General features: G+C 61.3%; 14 protein-coding genes. 5 read left to right on the plus strand and 9 right to left on the minus strand.

Features of this window, described 5'->3' with window-relative positions; translation table 11 throughout:
* Nucleotides 1–274 precede the first annotated feature (274 nt).
* Nucleotides 275–1324 carry a LacI family transcriptional regulator gene (locus NKJ15_RS05810; RefSeq protein ID WP_352814536.1) on the plus strand — a complete coding sequence of 350 codons (1050 nt, stop codon included), beginning with the start codon at nucleotides 275–277 and terminating at the stop codon, nucleotides 1322–1324.
* A 246-nt stretch (nucleotides 1325–1570) separates the two neighbouring features.
* Here the strand turns inward: NKJ15_RS05810 and NKJ15_RS05815 are convergent, their stop codons facing one another.
* The 9 genes from NKJ15_RS05815 to NKJ15_RS05855 all read right to left on the minus strand — a co-directional run bounded on the left by NKJ15_RS05815 (nucleotide 1571) and on the right by NKJ15_RS05855 (nucleotide 10801).
* A complete protein-coding gene (locus NKJ15_RS05815) occupies nucleotides 1571–2362 on the minus strand; it encodes a DUF3732 domain-containing protein (protein WP_352814537.1) in 792 nt (263 codons plus the stop codon).
* Between the two features lie 658 nt (nucleotides 2363–3020).
* On the minus strand, nucleotides 3021–3467 hold the full coding sequence (locus NKJ15_RS05820) for a three component ABC system middle component (protein ID WP_352814539.1): 447 nt from the start codon (nucleotides 3465–3467) through the stop codon (nucleotides 3021–3023).
* The gene (locus tag NKJ15_RS05825; protein ID WP_352814541.1) at nucleotides 3464–4678 is read right to left on the minus strand and encodes a hypothetical protein; all 1215 of its coding nucleotides are present in this window, start codon (nucleotides 4676–4678) and stop codon (nucleotides 3464–3466) included. Before NKJ15_RS05825 ends, NKJ15_RS05820 begins: the two co-directional genes overlap by 4 nt.
* Nucleotides 4679–4990: 312 nt before the next feature.
* Entirely contained in the window at nucleotides 4991–6415 is a 1425-nt protein-coding gene (gene gnd / locus NKJ15_RS05830; protein WP_352814543.1) for an NADP-dependent phosphogluconate dehydrogenase, read from the minus strand.
* A 140-nt stretch (nucleotides 6416–6555) separates the two neighbouring features.
* Nucleotides 6556–8193 carry a copper resistance CopC/CopD family protein gene (locus NKJ15_RS05835; protein ID WP_352814545.1) on the minus strand — a complete coding sequence of 546 codons (1638 nt, stop codon included), beginning with the start codon at nucleotides 8191–8193 and terminating at the stop codon, nucleotides 6556–6558.
* A gap of 52 nt (nucleotides 8194–8245) precedes the next feature.
* Nucleotides 8246–8761 carry a YcnI family copper-binding membrane protein gene (locus NKJ15_RS05840; protein WP_352814547.1) on the minus strand — a complete coding sequence of 172 codons (516 nt, stop codon included), beginning with the start codon at nucleotides 8759–8761 and terminating at the stop codon, nucleotides 8246–8248.
* A 25-nt stretch (nucleotides 8762–8786) separates the two neighbouring features.
* Entirely contained in the window at nucleotides 8787–9323 is a 537-nt protein-coding gene (locus NKJ15_RS05845; protein WP_352448371.1) for a copper chaperone PCu(A)C, read from the minus strand.
* A 99-nt stretch (nucleotides 9324–9422) separates the two neighbouring features.
* Nucleotides 9423–9779, minus strand: a complete 357-nt coding sequence (locus NKJ15_RS05850) for a DUF2946 family protein (protein WP_352814549.1) — start codon at nucleotides 9777–9779, stop codon at nucleotides 9423–9425.
* Between the two features lie 119 nt (nucleotides 9780–9898).
* Nucleotides 9899–10801 (minus strand): GntR family transcriptional regulator, encoded by a 903-nt coding sequence (locus NKJ15_RS05855; protein WP_352814551.1) that lies wholly within the window; start codon nucleotides 10799–10801, stop codon nucleotides 9899–9901.
* Between the two features lie 256 nt (nucleotides 10802–11057).
* Between NKJ15_RS05855 and NKJ15_RS05860 the strand changes: the two genes are divergently transcribed.
* From NKJ15_RS05860 to NKJ15_RS05875, 4 genes are all read left to right on the plus strand, one after another.
* The gene (locus NKJ15_RS05860) at nucleotides 11058–12563 is read left to right on the plus strand and encodes a UxaA family hydrolase (protein ID WP_352613107.1); all 1506 of its coding nucleotides are present in this window, start codon (nucleotides 11058–11060) and stop codon (nucleotides 12561–12563) included.
* 329 nt (nucleotides 12564–12892) lie between these two features.
* The gene (locus tag NKJ15_RS05865) at nucleotides 12893–13888 is read left to right on the plus strand and encodes an ABC transporter substrate-binding protein (protein ID WP_023675208.1); all 996 of its coding nucleotides are present in this window, start codon (nucleotides 12893–12895) and stop codon (nucleotides 13886–13888) included.
* 104 nt (nucleotides 13889–13992) lie between these two features.
* Complete coding sequence (locus NKJ15_RS05870; RefSeq protein WP_352456805.1) at nucleotides 13993–15546, plus strand: sugar ABC transporter ATP-binding protein; 1554 nt, start codon at nucleotides 13993–13995, stop codon at nucleotides 15544–15546.
* Nucleotides 15543–16508 (plus strand): ABC transporter permease, encoded by a 966-nt coding sequence (locus NKJ15_RS05875; RefSeq protein ID WP_352448376.1) that lies wholly within the window; start codon nucleotides 15543–15545, stop codon nucleotides 16506–16508. The genes NKJ15_RS05870 and NKJ15_RS05875 overlap by 4 nt, the downstream gene beginning before the upstream one ends.
* Nucleotides 16509–16527 lie beyond the last annotated feature (19 nt).

Here is a 16527-nt window from a genome sequence, read left to right on the forward strand (position 1 = left end):
TCGTCGGCCTACCGCATCGCAACAAGAGGGGTTGCACTGCAAAATGCAATGCTGCGACGCCAGAAAACCGGAAAAGCCCCTTCTGTCGCTCTTTTTTGCGCCGACCGGAGTGCCGCTCGTTTTGCGCCTATCACCAGTGATATCGCCACGGCAGTGACAATCTGTAACGTTTCAGTATATAGCGGTCTCATTCGGTGAAGGCCCGCGGCGTACCCGCGGCCCGCCGATTGCCGGCCTGCCCGGCAACTGCTATGCGCCTGACGGGGCGGGATGAATGAACAGGCATCAAAAAGAGAAGGCCGACGAAGCGTCGGGCCAGGGCCGGCCGACACTGAAGACGCTCGCCTTCATGACCGGGCTGGGCGTCACCACCGTGTCGCGCGCGCTGAAGGACGCCCCCGAGATCGGCGCCGAGACCAGGCGGCGCGTCCAGCTTGTCGCCAAGCAGATCGGCTATCGGCCCAACCGTGCCGGCGTACGCCTGCGCACCGGCAAGACCAATGTCATCAGCCTGGTGCTCAACACCGAGCACGAGATTATGAGCTTTGTCTCGGACATCATCTACGGTGTTTCGGAAGTCATCGCCGACACGCCCTATCATTTGATCGTGACGCCCTATTCGCGCTCGCAGGATCCGCTCGACCCGATCCGTTATCTCGTGGAAACCGGTTCAGCCGACGGCGTCATCATTTCGCGCACGCAGCCGAACGATCCGAGGGCCCGCTATATGCTGGAGCGCGGCATTCCCTTTGCCACGCATGGCCGCACCGATATGGGGCTGATCCACCCCTATCATGATTTCGACAATTACGCTTTCGCGGCCGAGGCAGTGCGCCATCTGGCCGGCATCGGCCGCCGCCGGCTGGCTCTGCTGGCGCCGCCGGTCGAGCTGACCTATCACGGCCACACGCTCGCCGGCTTTGCCGATGCGCTGAGCGAGGTCGGCGCCAGCGAAATCCCGTTCAACACCGTTTCGATCGATCATTCGATCGAGCAGATCAGAATGCGGACCGCGCAGCTGATGCGCCGCGAAAACCGCCCGGACGGTTTCATCAGCAGCGCCGCCGCCGCGACGCTCGCCATCGTCGCCGGCATCGAAGACGCCGGCCTCAAGCTTGGCCGCGATGTCGATGTGGTGTCCAAACAATCGTCGGAGCTTCTGCACCTGTTTCGCAGCGAATTGCTGGTCGTCAACGAGAACTTCCGGCTGGCCGGCGCCGAACTCGCCCGCTCGGTGCTGGGCTGGATCGGCGGCGCCGCACCCGGCACCCTGCAAAGCCTGAGCGAGCCGGGTGAAGTCCAGGCCTATCGCCGCCCGGCGTGAGCGGGACATGTTCAAAGTGAACTGGCATCCGGCTCCAATGCGCGCTGCCGACTGGCAACCTTGGGGCCGGAAAGGGACTGGCTGGTTCTTGCGAGCGATCATGGGATAGCTGCGGTACCACTCCCGACCTCGTTACGGTCGAAACGGCCGCGCTGGTCTCACCAAAAACGGCCACTAGAATAGGTTGCTGATATGGCGGTTTCAGATCAATTGCGAACATTGGCAGACGTTCGCGCCCGATACGCCCTAGTCCAGCCTGGAAACTGGGATCAGGGCGTTTCCATCTCGGAAAATTTCAACTAGGTGCACGTTCTTGAGCCCGTCCCAATATCGCGGATTTATGTGCTCGAAGACGATCATCTGGAACTCTTTTCCCATTTCATTTGCCGTAGTGATGAACTGGTCCAAAAGCTCCAGTGCCAACTTGACCTTTGCGACATCGCTCTGGTCGACGTCCTTCTCGCCCTCCCCGTCCTCCTGATCATCCTCGCCCCAGTAGGGCCTAGAGAACTGATCAATAATCAGAAACGGTGCCACGTGAATGCCGTCGTTCCGCATGATCAGTTCATGCAGACCAAGGAACAGAAACAGGTGGAGGAACATGTGGTTGGAACTGCTGCCGACGTTCTCGGTCGATGCTGTTCTGGGCTTGCGCAGATGAAGCTTCTTTTCCGAGTAATTGAAGGCGGAACGATATTCGCCATAGTTCCCGAGCGCTGCCTTTGTTAGAGAAATATATTCCTGGATTGCCTCATCAAGGGTCCTGGTGAACAGCTCTTGCCGGTCATTGACAGGTGACACAGCAAGGTCTTCGATTTCAGCTTGCAGGTTTGCGATCAACTGACTGTTGTCTGGAGCCTTTTCCGACTCTGGATCTCCGTACAGCTCAAGCTTGGCTTTCGTTTCGCCGATGAAGATATATTTATCTTTGTCGGTCTCGAAGCTCTCCATCTCGGCGGGAAGGGCTTGAAGGTCTTTTTCGAGCTTCTGGCGCTGACTTTCCAATGCCTTGATAATTTCGGAGATGTTACTGTCCAACGGCGTCTTTCGAGCAGTAGCGTCTTTAATCTGCTGTAGACCCTCAGAAAGGTTCCTGAGGATGTCGTCGAATACGGATGTACGAACCGTCTCCTCGTAGTAATGTCAAATATGCGTGGTAGCGCCTCTTGATAGCGAGGCTCGTTCTGCTTGTCGAAAAACTGATCGCTATGCGTGATTATATCTTGAGAGATCGTGTTGAAGAGCAGGAAGTATCGCAGAGACACCCTAGAGCCGGTTTGCAGCGTTCTCCCGCCAAAGGGAATTTTGACGTCTTGGTCGATGCCGAAGTCAGCGCTCAATTGCTTTTTCAAAACGCTTTCGCTGATATTCGGGATTGGCGCGGAGTCCGGCACTTCCCCTATTGAGGAGAAGTAGTAATCAGACGATGTGGTCGTTCCTGCCGGTGCGCGTCTTGCCAGCGTATAGATTTTATCGTTCACATGAATGCACAGTCCGTACCAGGCGACATTTTCGTTGATAATGCTCTCAGAAATCCGATGCTTGCTCGCGAACATGCAATAATCGACGATGTCCAGGATGGCGGTTTTACCAGTGTGGCTGTCTCCGGTGATCACAATCACCTTGTTCGGCAAGAACGTAACGGACCTTCTTTGTTCGGTCTTGAGCCACAGGTGCAGGCTTTCGATGTAGAATTTCATAGCTCGATCCTCGCATTGAGGTAGAAAACTTCAGCATTGCCGGAAACCAGGGCAGCTATGTTTGGTGACGCGCGCTTAACGCGCTCGGCGCGTTTGCCCATCGATGCGTCGAAGGGTAAATCAGACGCAATCACCGCGCCGTCGCCCTTCAATTGAAGCACGTCCATCTCACACAAAAATTGGAGGGCATTGACGGTCGGAGTAAGCGACGCAAAGTATCGCTCATTGAAATTGTAGAAGAATTCGATGTTATCGATCAGATACTGCTCAAAACTGACAAAGCGGAATCTGCCATCTGCTAGCTTTGTTACCATCTGACGATGCGCAACAACTGGCAAAATCAACGCAATTTGGGGAATCGCTAGAAATCCCGCCTCTTTCAGCACAGAGGAGATCGCGAACGCATTGATCCCGAGATTGTTGTAATATGAACTGAACTTCACTTGTAGCGGTCTTTCCAGTCGCTCAACCAGCCAATCACCGGTCGATCAGAGAGATCGTAGAACCCGCCATGGCTCATGGGTATCGGAAGCTCCTGCGAAGCAAGCGTCAGCTTTCTCTGCCGCAAATCTCCGACAATCGCACGGGCAGATGCGCCCTCGTCACCAGTTGACTGTTGGCCTGAGTAGGCCTGGAGGAACTTGCCTTCCCATATGACGAAAGCCTCTTCCTCCAAATCGTCAATATCGGATTGGGTGATATCCCCGTCCTGGATCAGTCGTTCCATGTTATCGCGAAAGTGCAGCCGCCTGGTGGTGAACTTCGTATGAAACTCAATGTTATCCTCCGAGATATCAGTGATATCCACCAATTGCTTGATGAACGTCTGGTCGAGGAGATTGTCCGGCAAAACAGGCGGAAATTTCCTGAAAAGCAGACCGCCGCTCCGAGCTTTATCGAAATACCGTCGGTATTTCTGGGTGAATTCGTCAAAGCTGATCGTGATTTTCTGCCCTACCTTGACGGTGGCGTAGGAATTTTGCCGTACCTCTGAGTCGATGGCGTGAAAAACGTCGTCAATACGGGATTGGTGTATCTGCTTCTCGGCGATGGACGCTCTACATAGGTTGATGATTTCGTCCTTCCCCAAAGCGAACGACAGGTGCTCAAAAAACCTCTCTGACACGGCGGCGTCGAGTGAGAGCACGTCATCGATGTAGCCTTGAATCACCTGGTCTTTGCTTTTCGCCTTGAGCGACGTGATATCAGCGACAAGCTCAGCATGACTTTTGGTGGTAGCTTTGAAGGCTTCAATGGATATCAGAAGGGCGTTTTTGTCGTTTTCTGACTTGTTGGATGCGAGCAGGAAGCTGGTCTTTTTAAGAAAGGCAAGCTGAGAATCCACCGTCGCCCGTCCATCCGCCGGGTCGATGATCAATTTGCACCAGTTCGAAATCGATTTCCAAAGATCACTGTCCATCGTCGTAAGGTTGATAGGAGCGCCCTGTGCGCTCGTCTGAACTGTGTGCTTCAGCTGGACAAGTAGATTAGTGCCGTCGGGACGCTCGATATGAACATCATCTAAAACCTCCAAGCCCACAACTTGGCCGATTTTCAGATTTAGCAGCTCATTTAGAAAGTAATAATACTGGTAGTCGAAACCAATTGATTTATCTTCCGCACTAGTCGTATCGACACGCGACCTTCCGCTCATGGCCTACCAACAGAATTCGAGAAAACACGCTCCAAGTTGTTACCCCGACACCTAGCAGCTGCCAATCGCTATTTCAATTTACTAACAATGGGATTTGGAGCTAAGATCCATATCAATTTAACCGGTTCTGTCGCTGACTTCGCCTTCTCGGGTATTGAGAAGGAAGATCTGGAGATTCTCGCTCGGTTCAATAATCTCGTTCCGTCCGGAACCGGCAGGACTCTGGAACTTTCTGTCCAGCCTGTGCGGAGGTGGCGAGTATGTCCGCTTTCAGTGGAAGGTTCCGACCGTCCGAAATGCCCGATAATGGCGCTAACCCGCCGCCCCGCTGCCCCACGGGCCATGGAAAGCACCCTGCCCATCGATGCGCTCGAAGCCGTGCGCGCCGAAGAAATCGCGCTGCGCCTGGATCAGGTTCGAGGTGCCCCGGCCCTGCCGGTAACTGTCGAAATAGGCAAGTGCAGATGACAGGGCCGGCACCGGCGAGCCGGCTTCGGCCGCCCTTGCCACGACGCGGCGAAGTGACGGATGCGCCTCATGCATCAACGAGACGAAAGCCGGCGCCATCAACAGGTTGGTGGCCGCACCGCCGCCGCCGAAGGCCTCCGCCATTGTATCCAGCAATTGCGAGCGGATGATGCAGCCGGCCCGCCAGATCTTGGCGATGACCGGCATCGGCAGGTTCCAGTTGAATTCCTTCGACGCGCCGCTCATCACCGCGAAGCCTTGCGCGTAGGCGGCGATCTTGCCGGCAAACAGCGCCAGCTCGAGATCGCCGAGCAGAGCGTCCTTGTCCCCGGAAATCCTGCTCACGCCGCCGCCATAGACCTTTTCGGCGGCAAGCCGCTCGTCCTTGATCGACGACAGCACGCGTGCCGCCACCGCCGCCTCGATCGCGGTGGCCGGGATACCGAGCTGCTGCGCCTCGATCACCGACCATTTGCCGGTGCCTTTCTGGCCGGCGCGGTCGAGGATGATGTCGACCACCGGTTTGCCGGTCTTGGGATCGTCGGCGGCCAGCACCTTGGCGGTGATCTCGATCAGGTACGAATTGAGCCTGCCCGTGTTCCACTGGGAAAACACCTCGGCGATCTCTTTCGGCCCCATGCCGAGCCCGTCGCGCAAGATGCCGTAGATCTCGGCGATCATCTGCATGTCGGCATATTCGATGCCGTTGTGGATGGTCTTGACGAAATGGCCGGCGCCGTCGGTGCCAAGCCACGCCGCGCAAGGCTCGCCCTTGAACTTGGCCGAGATCGCGGTCAGCACCTTTTCGACGCGCTTCCAGGACTCTTCGGTGCCGCCGACCATGATAGAGGGACCGTGGCGTGCGCCCTCCTCGCCTCCGGACACGCCCATGCCGATGAAGGTCAGGCCCGAATCGGTAAGCTCGGAGAAGCGCCGCATCGTATCGCGGAAATTGGCATTGCCGGCGTCGATGACGATGTCGTTGGCCGACAGCACGCCGCGCAATGCCGCGATCTGCTCGTCGACCGGCTTGCCGGCCAGCACCATGATGATGATCGGCCGCGGCGGCCGGATCGCGGCGGCCAGTTCTTCGAGGCTGTAGCAGGGCACCACCCTATCCCGAAGCGCGCCGGCATTTTCGACAAAGGCATCGGTGCGCGCCGCGGTGCGATTGAAGACGGCTATGCGGTGCCCCTTCTCGGCGATATTGAGTGCCAGGTTGGAGCCCATCGTGCCAAGGCCGATCAGGCCTATTTCGGCTTTTTCCATCGTTTCTTCCCTGCTTTCGGATCTTGTTGGTTTGAGCCCGCGATTGGGTTGGACGCCCATTCTTGATGGCGATGATTGACGGGGGTTCGCGGCCGCGTCAACCGCCTCGCCGAATTGTCTTGCGTGGACCAGCGCTCTCGTCACGGCCTGATGTCGATCGGCGCCTCTATCTTCACCATCTCGAAATCCGAGACCAGGATATCGAGCCGCGCCGTCCACCGGCCGGCGACCGGAATGACGAGATCGTCGACGCGCCAGGTGCCGTCGCCAAGCCTCGTCGCCGGGCGCTTGATGGGCTCGATGCCGGAATCGGGCTTTGACAGCACCAGCGTTAGCTGCTTGGCGTCGAGCGGGCCGAAATCGCCGGTCATGATGAAGATCGAAGCGGCAACAGGTCCGGTGTGCCCGGGCGCAATGCTGAGATCGGCCATCGCTTGCAGCGTGTGGATATGCACCGACGCCGGCTGTGCCGCGGCGATCGCCAGCGCGCGCGGCGGCGGCGTGAAGCGCCAGCCGGCGGCAACGCCGAAGATCGCCAGCACGATCAGCACCTCGATAAAGATCGAGCGGGCCAGCCGCCGCTGGACTTCCGTTTCGCCCGCCTCAGCCGGGGCCGTAAGCTTGAAGCGATTGACGGCGGCGAGCGTGAACAGAAAGACGAGCAGCACCAGCTTGAGCAGCAGCAGCCGGCCATAAGCGGTATGGACCAGCGCCGACGGCGTTTGCACCTGGATGACGGCGAGCACGATGCCGGCTGCCGCAAGCACCGCCACGACGAACAGGATCGCTCGTGAAAACCGGCGCAGCAACGGCCCGGCTTTGTCCGGCTGCCGTTTCAAGGCAAGACCGAGCGGCGCCAGCGCCCCGGACCAAATCGCGATACCAGTGGCGTGCAGAAACACCATCGGCCTTGTCAGCCATTGCGGCTCGGCGGCACTGGCATGCCCGCTGGCGGCAAGTGCTGCGCCAACGCCAACCAGTCCGGCCAAGGCCAGCGGCTTTGCGTCGGCGGGCGGCACGACCAGCGATAATAGGCTCAGGCCGAGCGCCATCAGCGCGATCAGCACCGTCCAGCCGAAGCTGGTGCCAAGCCCGGTCTGCCAGATGACCGGCTGCGCCAGCCGGGCAAGCGGCGCGCCGAGTGCATCCAGCCCCTGGAAACCGAGCGACAAGAGTGCGGCGGCCAGCCCGCACAGGATCGCGGCGACGATCATGTTCTGGCCGGATCGGCCGCCTTGCGCCAGCCAGCCTAGCGCAAAGGCACCGCCGACACCGAAAAACAGGCCGATGTATAGAAAAACCTTGCCGATCCAGATCGCCGTTCGAAGCTCCCGGTCGACAGCTTCGGAGGCGGCCGGCGCAGCACTCGGCGCACCGACCGAGAACAGCACCGAGCCGCCGACCGGATGCCCATCGGCGGAGATTACCCGCCAGCTCAGCACATGTGTGCCCGACGTGAGCGCCTGCGGATTGTCGATCTCGACGGTCTGGCCGCTGAGCCGGAAGGACGTCAGCGGAACCGCCGTGCCGTCGGGCCGCACCAGCGTCAGCACCAGCGGCGAAACCGGCTCGCTGAAGGTCAGCGACATCTGCGACGGGCTCTGCGCCAGCACCGCACCGTCGGCCGGCTCGGCCTTGATCAGCGCCGCATGGGCGAGGGCGGGACCAGGCATGGCAATTGCGGCGAGCAGCACGATGGCGGCCAGCAGGCCAGCCACAAGCCGGCCAGAACAGTTGCCGGCCATGCAAGCTTGCCGCAGGAAGGATGCCGCGCTCATCTCACCGCCAAGAGCAGCGGCGCGCTCATCCGCCAAAGCGCGCCGCTGGAGCTCACTTCGGCAGCAGCTTGAGGCCGGGCGCCGGAAATTCCAGCGCGTCCTCAGCCTGCCCGGCTGCCGGAATCTCGATCCAGCGATCGGCAACGCCGTCACATTCCTGGACCACCGGGAAATGCAGCGTCTGGCCTGCCGGCAGGTCGGACGCCAGCGTCGCGCGAAAGACGAATTCATCGTAGAATTCGTCCGGCAGGCTGCCGGCGCTCCAGTCGACCTCCTTGACGCCGCTGGTCACTGCCTGGCCGTAGAGCTGGTAGGACTTCTCGTATTTGCCGTTCTTGACCTGCAGCGTCCAACCCGGCTTCGGCATCGGTTTGACCGAAAGCACCCCTTCCGGGATCTGCACGCGCACGGCGGTCGTTGCCTTGCCCTCGCAGCCATGCGGCACCCGAAGAACCGCCTTGTAGGTCGAGCCGACTGCGGTCTCCGGCGTTTCGAGCGTGATGTGGGCAAAGGCCGCGCTGGTCCCGAGGACAAGAAGCACGCAGCCGGGCAAAAGAGATTTCTTCATGATGGTACCTCTCGAAGCGGCCAAGTCAGTCGTCGTCCTGGGGCGCCGCGCTGCCGATGCCTTGCACGGCGAATTCAATCTGCACGGGCCCGGCTTTTTCGAAGGTCAGCGTGGCGGAGAACGTTTCGCCCTCCTTGGGCTGCCGCTTCAAATCCATGAACATCAAATGATAGCCGTTAGGCGCCAGCGCGACCTTGCCGCCAGCCGGGATTTCGAGGCCGCCGGTGACCGGCCGCATCGTCATGACGCCATTGCTGACGCCCATCTCGTGCAGTTCGGCCTTGGCCGAAATGTCGGAGGTGATCGACAGCAGGCGATCCGCCGCACTGCCTGTGTTGGTGATGGTGAAGTAGCCGCCGGCCACCTTGGCGCCGGCTGGCGTGGCCCGCGACCACGGGTGCCCGATCTCGAGATCGCCAAGCTTGAACTCGTGTGCCAACACCGTCTGGGCGCTGGCGAACAGGAGGGCAAGAACGCAAAGGGCGACGCCGAGACGCTGCTCGAAACGACCCAGTGCGAAGCGCCTGCGGCTGGATGCGGCAGCGCGAAAAGAGTGAGACATGATTGCTCCGTGGACTTTAGGGGATCGCGCCGATGGCCGGTCGCGAACGATGTCGATAAACGCGCCGGCAAAGCGTTGCGCGGCGCGAACCAGAACGGATCAGGCCGTCGCCGGTGGTGCGCGCGGATTGGACGGAGTGCGGGCGCGGGCGAAATCGCGATGCCGGAAGGCCGGCAGGAAAAAGGCGATGGTTTCGACGGAAAGGCTGCGAGCCAGGCTCCCGGCGGCATCGGGTGGCGCGTAGACCGCCGAAACGAGGTTGCAGCCAAGCATGCAGCAAGCCGGCATGTGCTGCTGATGCGGATCGCCGGCGGGGACTTGCGTCGCACCGTCATGGGTGCAGATCGTGTTGCCGAAAGCATCGAATTGCGAGGCGTTCGGCGCGACGCCGGAAGCAAACGCGCCGAACATCGACTGGAGCATGAAAAGCCACGCCGCGGCGAACGCGACCGGCATGCTCCATCGTCTCCGGCGTATGGTCAAGAACCAGCCTCTTCACGCAGCAACGTCAGCTCTCTAGCACGGAGCCGGCGGCCGGAAAATCGCCAAAACGTTGCTGCGGCAACGCAACACAATCACGCGCGTTGCAGCTGCCTGCCCTCGGGAATCGACGTCAGCAGCGTGTGGCGGGCCGATTTCAGGTGCTTGCGGCAGGCGGCGTCGACCTTGGCGAGATCGCGCGATTTGAGCGCGGCGATATAGGCGAGATGCTCCTGGACCGCGACTTCGTTGCGCTCGCGCTCCTGCGCCTTGTTCCACTGGTAGTGGTAGTGGAAGATCATGGCGATGACGTCGTAGAAATCGACGATGAAGCGGTTGTGCGACGCCCGATGGATCAGCCGGTGAAAGCGCTCGTCAAGCTCGGAGAATTCGTTGAAGCGCACGGCGATCTCGCGCTCCAGCCGGTGATGCTCGTCTTCCAGGCGGTCGAGGTCGTCCCACACCGGGCTGTCCTCGGGCAGAGCGGCAAAGGCTGCGGCCGAGCGCAGTTCGAACATCTCGCGGATTTCGGTAAGCTCCAGCGCGAAGGCGCGGGTAAAGCCTTTCAGCACCCAGTGGCTGTTGCGGCGCTTCTCGATCAGCCCGAACCGCGAGAAGCGGATCAGGAATTCGCGCACGCTGGTGGTGCCGACGCCGATCTCGCGCGCCAGTTCGAGCTCGTTGATCTGCATGCCGGCTTCGGCACCGCTGGCAAGCAGCCGCCGCATGAAGGAGCGCTCGATGATCTCGGCCAGCGTGTCGGTTTCTTCCTCGGGGAAGAAATCGTCCGGTCGCGGTTCGCGCAGGACCGTCTTGCTGCGCTTGTTCCAGTCGATCAGCCCGGTTTCTTCCATGCGCGCAAGGATAGTGCGGACCGTCGTGCGGCTGACGCCGAGCAGCGTACCCAGCTCCGGCTCCGAAGGCAGGCTCCTGGTTTCGTCGAGCAGCCTCAGACCGCGATTATAGGCGTCCTTGTAAACGTTGTTGCTCTTCGACATCCCCTGCCCCGTGGCGCATCGGCGTTTGCGGCCAGTGTGAAGCGTTTCTCGCGCATGAAACCGGTACCTTTTCGGAAAACATCATGCGCAACGCTAGTTTTGGTTGTAGAGCCTACTTCTCGCATCCAAAAGACGCGTCGCGCTCTGGCGAAAAAACAATTGACGCAAAAATGTTTTTTCACGATAAAAGACATTATATGTTAAGAGCCGCGTGTCAATCCGCTCGCGCACCCAGGAACACACCCAGGAAGCTCCCGTGAACGCCGCAAACAGCATTCTTCTGTCTCCCGCCGACAATGTCGCGGTCGCCAATGGCCGCATCGAGATCGGCACCGTGCTGCCGGGCGGCGCCGTCGCCGCCGCAGTGATCGAGCCGGGCCACAAGGTGGCGATCAAGCCGATTGCGGCCGGCGAGGCCGTGGTCAAATACGCCCAGGCGATCGGCCGCGCCACGCAGGACATCGCGCCCGGCGAGCATGTCCATTCGCACAATCTGGTCTTCGAAAGCGGGCGTTTGCCGGTGGTGCCGCCGAGCGAGGCAGTGCATGCGACCGAGGCCGACCGCGCCCGCACCTTCATGGGCTACCGCCGCGCCGACGGCCGCGCCGGCACGCGCAACTTCGTCGGCATTCTCGCCAGCGTCAATTGCTCGGCCACCGTCTGCCACGCCATCGCTGACGCGGCGAACCGCACGCTTCTGCCGCAATATCCCGGCATCGACGGCTTCGTCCCGATCGTCCACGGCCAGGGCTGCGGCATGAGCGCCACCGGTGACGGCATGATGGTGCTGCATCGCACGCTGGCCGGCTACGCCCGTCATCCGAATTTCGGCGGTGTGCTGATGGTCGGGCTCGGCTGCGAGGTCAACCAGCTCACCCTCTACGGCCAGAAGGGCGTTGCCGCGGGAAAACGCCATTTCAACATCCAGGAAGCCGGCGGCTCGCGCAAATCGGTCGAGAAGGCGCTGGTCGTGCTGGCCGAGATCGCCGAAGAGGTCGGCAAGCTTCAGCGTGAGCCGATCCCGGTCAGCGAGATCGTCGTCGGCCTGCAATGCGGCGGCTCCGACGGCATGTCCGGCATCACCGCCAATCCGGCGCTGGGTGCCGCGGTCGACATCCTGGCCGGCGTCGGCGGTGTCGGCATCCTCTCCGAGACGACGGAGATCTACGGCGCCGAGCACCTGCTCGCCTATCGCGCCGCAACCCCCGAGATCGCCGCCAAGCTCGACGGTTATGTGAAATGGTGGGAAGACCACGTCGCCAAGCATGGCGCATCGATCGACAACAATCCCTCACCGGGTAACAAGCGCGGCGGCCTGACCACCATCCTGGAAAAGTCGCTCGGCGCGGTCGCCAAGGGCGGCCAGACGCCGCTCAACGGCGTCTTCGGCTATGCCGAAAAGGTCACCGGGCACGGGCTGGTGTTCATGGACACGCCCGGCTACGACCCGGTCTCGGCCACCGGCCAGGTGGCGGGCGGCGCCAACGTCATCGTCTTCACCACAGGCCGCGGCTCCTGCTTCGGCTGCCGGCCGACGCCGTCGATCAAGGTCGCCAGCAACTCGACCATGTATCACACGATGGAGGAGGACATGGACGTGAATTGCGGCGTCATCGCCTCGGGCGAAAAGACCATCGCCGGCATGGGCCGCGAGATCTTCGAACTGATCGTCGAGACGGCTTCGGGCCGCAAGACCAAGAGCGAAGAGTTCGGCTACGGCGACAACGAGTTCGTGCCGTGGCATCTCGGAGCGACGCTCTAAGCCGGACATGCGCAATAGTCGCGAACACCGGACGTGATCGCCAGGCGTCACAGTTCCAACGCTCCCGAAAAAGAATGAACATTCCATATTGACTGAGTGATGGAATTAATATTCCATACGGGATATTGGAGGAGATTGGCAGCGGAATTCCGAGGGAGCAAGCTTTCCCGCCCAGCCATTCGAGCGGCCATCAAACATCGCTTGCGCCGACCGAGGTGATGCACTATCAAAATGCGGTAAATGTTTTTTATTGATAAAGTTCCGTTCGGGCCGCGCCATCCGAATGGAGCTTCCGCAACATTCACCGGGCGACTTAGGGAGGACTCCTAATGAAATTCGTGACCAGCATTCTCAATCGCCGCGCCTTCGTGGCACTCGCAGCCGCCTCGATGCTTGCCGGCGTGATGCACTCGGCCCCGGCATCCGCGGCCGACGCGACCATTCCGATCATCGTCAAGGACACCACGTCCTTCTACTGGCAGATCGTTCTGGCCGGCGCCCGCAAGGCCGGCAAGGATCTCGGCGTCAACGTGCCGGAGCTCGGCGCCCAGGCCGAGACCGACGTCAACGGCCAGATCTCGATCCTCGAAAATGCCGTCGCCGGTAACCCGGCCGCCGTCGTCATCGCGCCGACCGAAGCCAAGGCGCTCGGCAAGCCGATCGACGAGGCCGCCACCAAGGTCAAGATCATCGGCATCGACTCCGGTGCCGACTCCAAGGCCTTCACCTCGTTCCTGACCACCGACAACATCCAGGGCGGCCGCGTCGCCGCTGACGGCCTTGCCGCAGCCATCGGCGAAGCCAATGGCGGCAAGGTCGAGGGCGACGTCGCCCTGATCACCGCTCTTCCGGGCGCCGGCTCGCTCGAACAGCGCGCCCAGGGTTTTAAGGAACAGCTCGCTGCCAAATATCCGGGCCTCAAGCTGGTCGCCGACAAATACGCCGACGGCCAGGCCACCACCGGCCTCAACATCGCCACCGACCTGATCACCGCCAACCCCAACCTCAAGGGCATCTTCGCCTCCAACCTGATCATGGCGCAGGGCGTCGGTCAGGCGATCGCCGAGAACAGTCTTGCCGGCAAGGTCGGGCTGGTCGGTTTCGACAGCGACGAGAAGCTGATCAAGTTCCTCAACGACGGCGTCATTTCGGCTCTCGTCGTTCAGGATCCGTACCGGATGGGCTATGACGGCATCAAGACGGCGCTCGCCGCCTCGAAGGGCGAGAAGGTCGAGGCCAATGTCGATACCGGCGCCAATTTGGTTACCAAGGCCAACATGAAGGATCCGAAGATCGACGCGCTGCTCAACCCGAAGCTCGACTGAGCATAGCCTCAGGTGAACTGTTTCCGGGGCCTTTTCGCCCCGGAAACATCCCACTCGTGCCAATCGCGAGGCCAATCTTTGGGGGCCAATCTGGGAGGATTGTCATGATGTCGACGGCGCAGGAACTCCATCCGGCCCCAACGCTCGAACCGGGCAGGACCATCCTCGAACTCCGCGGGCTGGAAAAGCGCTATCCCGGCACCCATGCGCTGAAGCCGGTCGATCTCGCCTTCAAGGCCGGCGAGATCCACGCCATCGTCGGCGAGAACGGCGCGGGCAAATCCACCCTGATCAAGCTTCTGACCGGCGTCATGCCGCGCACCTCCGGCGACGTCATCTGGGAGGGCAAGCCTGCCGCATTGGCAACGCCGCATGAGGCGATGGCGCTCGGCATCAATGCCGTGCATCAGGAAGTCGTCCTATGCCGCCATCTCACCGTCGCCGCCAACATGTTCCTCGGCGAGGAGGATTCCCGCTTCGGCATCCTGCAGCAGCGGGCGATGGTCAGGCAGGCGCAGAAGATCATCGACGATCTCGGCTTCGACCTGCCGGCGCATGTCATGCTGGGTGACCTGACCATCGGCCAGCAGCAGTTGATCGCCGCCGCCCGCGCCACGGTGCGCGGCACCAAATTCCTGATCTTCGACGAGCCGACCGCCTATCTTACCCGCAAGGAGGCCGACCAGCTGTTCACGCTGATCCGCCGGCTGAAGGGCGAAGGCGTCACCATCATCTACATCAGCCATCGCATGGAAGAAGTGTTCGAGCTCGCCGACCGCGTCTCGGTGCTGCGCGACGGCACGCTGGTCGGCACCAGGAACATTGCCGAGACCAATGACGCCGAGCTGGTCAAGATGATGATCAACCGCTCGATCGAGCAGGTCTACCACAAGGAGCATTTCACCCCCGGCGCGACCATCGTCGAAACCAGGAACCTGTCCGGCAAGGGTTTCGAAAATGTCTCGATGTCCGTCCGCGCCGGCGAGATCGTCGGCCTCTACGGCCTGATCGGCGCCGGGCGCAGCGAGTTCGTCACCACGCTCTATGGCCGCCACCGCAAATCGGCCGGCCAGATCCTCTGGGAGGGCAAGGAGGTCAAGGTCAATTCCGAACATGACGCGATCAGGCTCGGCATGGCGCTGGCCCCGGAAAGCCGCCGCGACCAGGGCCTCTGCCTCAACCTGCCGGTCGGACTCAACCTCAATCTGCCGATCTACAAGCGCATCTCCAGCAATCTGCTGATCTCCCGCGCGCAGGAAAAGGCGCAAGCCGATCGCCAGATCGCCGACCTGCGCATCAAGACGCCGACGCGCGGCGCGCTGGCCTCCAGCCTGTCCGGCGGTAACCAGCAGAAGATCGTCATCGGCAAATGGCTCGCCCATGGCGCCAAGCTATTCATCTTCGACGAGCCGACTGTCGGCGTCGACGTGGGCACCAAGGCCGAGATCTACCGCCTGTTCGGCGCGCTGTTGTCCAAGGGAGCCGGCATCATCCTGATCTCGTCCTACCTGCCCGAGGTTTATGAACTCGCCGACACGCTGCACGTGTTCCGGCGCGGCAAGCTGGTGGCCACGCACGGCTTTCGTACCGCTGACCACGAGGAGATCCTCACCCAGGCGCTGGCCGAGAAACAAGAAAAACCGGGAGGACGGATATGAGCACCGAGGCGATCGCTGCCGAAAGGCCGAAACGCAACTACAACGCCCTGTTCGGGCTGACACTGCTGGCGCTGCTGGTTCTTTTATGGATCATCCTGTCGGTGGCGACGCCGAGCTTCGCCTCGGCCAACAACATCTCCAACCTGTTGCGGCAAGGGTCGATGATCGCCATCCTGGCGGTCGGCCAGACCTTCGTCATCATCACCGGCGGCATCGATCTTTCCGTCGGCGCCGTGGTCGGCTTCGCCACTGTCATCGTCGCGATGCTGATCAACGCCGGGACACCGGTTTTCCTCGCCATCCTGATCACCTTGCTGGTCGGCGTCGCCATCGGCATGTTCCATGGGTTCGGCATCGTCAAGATGGGCCTGCCGCCCTTCATCATCACCCTGGCGACGCTGACCTCGCTGCGCGGCATCGGTCTGTTGATGACCAACGGCAACTCGATCTCGATCAACAACGACGCCTTCCAGACGTTCTCGCGCAGTTCCTTCGCCGGCGTCCCCAATCTGTTCTGGATGGTGATCCTGGTCGGCATCCCAGCCTACATCTTCCTGCACCACAGCCGCTGGGGCCGCTATCTGTTCTCGGTCGGCTCCAACGCCGAGGCGTCGCGCCTGTCAGGCGTCAACGTCCAGCGCACCATCTACATGGCCTACACGCTGTCGGGCCTGTGCGCGGCCTTCGTCGGCGTGCTGCTTGCCTCGCGCATCGGCATCGGCAATCCGACGCAGGCCGAGGGCTGGGAATTGCAGGCGATCGCCTCCTCGGTGATCGGCGGCACCTCGCTGTTCGGCGCTGTCGGCTCCGTGCACGGACCGCTGCTCGGCGCCTTCATCCTTGCCACCATCAACAACGGCGCCAATCTGCTCAACGTCAACGCCTTCTGGCAGCGCATCATCACCGGCGTGCTGATCATCGTCATCGTCTATTTCGACGGGCTGCGCCGCCGCGGCAAATAGACCGCCTCCCAACAATCGC

The organism is Mesorhizobium sp. M0207, assembly GCF_040321995.1.
Classification (GTDB): Bacteria; Pseudomonadota; Alphaproteobacteria; order Rhizobiales; family Rhizobiaceae; genus Mesorhizobium.

Bases quoted from the DNA above. Each gene is read 5' to 3' on its own strand.
- NKJ15_RS05810 (WP_352814536.1), top strand. From the start codon at position 275: ATGAACAGGCATCAAAAAGAGAAGGCCGACGAAGCGTCGGGCCAGGGC.
- NKJ15_RS05825 (WP_352814541.1), bottom strand. From the start codon at position 4,678: ATGAGCGGAAGGTCGCGTGTCGATACGACTAGTGCGGAAGATAAATCA.
- gnd (WP_352814543.1), bottom strand. From the start codon at position 6,415: ATGGAAAAAGCCGAAATAGGCCTGATCGGCCTTGGCACGATGGGCTCC.
- NKJ15_RS05835 (WP_352814545.1), bottom strand. From the start codon at position 8,193: ATGAGCGCGGCATCCTTCCTGCGGCAAGCTTGCATGGCCGGCAACTGT.
- NKJ15_RS05840 (WP_352814547.1), bottom strand. From the start codon at position 8,761: ATGAAGAAATCTCTTTTGCCCGGCTGCGTGCTTCTTGTCCTCGGGACC.
- NKJ15_RS05845 (WP_352448371.1), bottom strand. From the start codon at position 9,323: ATGTCTCACTCTTTTCGCGCTGCCGCATCCAGCCGCAGGCGCTTCGCA.
- NKJ15_RS05850 (WP_352814549.1), bottom strand. From the start codon at position 9,779: ATGCCGGTCGCGTTCGCCGCGGCGTGGCTTTTCATGCTCCAGTCGATG.
- NKJ15_RS05855 (WP_352814551.1), bottom strand. From the start codon at position 10,801: ATGTCGAAGAGCAACAACGTTTACAAGGACGCCTATAATCGCGGTCTG.
- NKJ15_RS05865 (WP_023675208.1), top strand. From the start codon at position 12,893: ATGAAATTCGTGACCAGCATTCTCAATCGCCGCGCCTTCGTGGCACTC.
- NKJ15_RS05870 (WP_352456805.1), top strand. From the start codon at position 13,993: ATGATGTCGACGGCGCAGGAACTCCATCCGGCCCCAACGCTCGAACCG.
- NKJ15_RS05875 (WP_352448376.1), top strand. From the start codon at position 15,543: ATGAGCACCGAGGCGATCGCTGCCGAAAGGCCGAAACGCAACTACAAC.